Source organism: Cellulomonas sp. P2_B4 (genome assembly GCF_056404795.1).
In genome coordinates this window covers 1-584 of sequence record NZ_JBFUDI010000078.1, presented here as the reverse complement: position 1 = coordinate 584, position 584 = coordinate 1, and the positions used below count along the sequence as shown (strand labels likewise).

General features: G+C 63.9%; 1 protein-coding gene. It reads right to left on the bottom strand.

Annotated features, from left to right (window positions below):
• Positions 1 to 120 precede the first annotated feature (120 nt).
• A partial coding sequence (locus tag AC1DZC_RS20180) for an SMP-30/gluconolactonase/LRE family protein (RefSeq protein ID WP_477044522.1) occupies positions 121 to 584 on the bottom strand: 464 nt, incomplete at its 5' end.

Below are 584 nucleotides of genomic sequence, written 5' to 3'. Positions count from 1 at the left end.
CTCTTGGTTCAGGTGGCCGCGCATGGATGCTGAAGCAAGTTTAGCATGACGGGTTTGCGGGAGAGGCATCAGGCTGTTTTGCGGGCAAGTCCATCAAGGCTGAGCCGGCTCCGCCGGCCGTCACAGCTTGACGAATGCCAGTGAATTATTGGCATTCATCGGAATGACGAGCTGATTGGCCCCCGTATCGAGGCACATCGACGCCGCGCTCGGGATGCCCGTCGCGATCAGTTGCGCCGGCTGGCCCGGGCGGATGCGCGAGACGCCGCCATTCACCACGCTGCTCACATATTTGGTGCCGTCGGGCATGATGACCAGCCCGTCATTGCCCGGCTGCGCCGCCTTCTCGGTCCTGATCAGCGTCGCGGCGGGCGAGAAGGTCAGCACTGAATCGTCGCCGATGTTCACCACGACGATATTGCCGTCCTTGTCGATCGCGACGCCGTTCGGGCGCGACAATGGGGCGCCCTCGATGAAGATGGAGGTCTTGCCGTCGGGCGTGATCCTGTAGATCCGCCACGGCGTCTGCGCATCGGCGCTGCCGGTCTGCGACCCGTAGATGGTGCCGTCCTTCGCGACCGCGA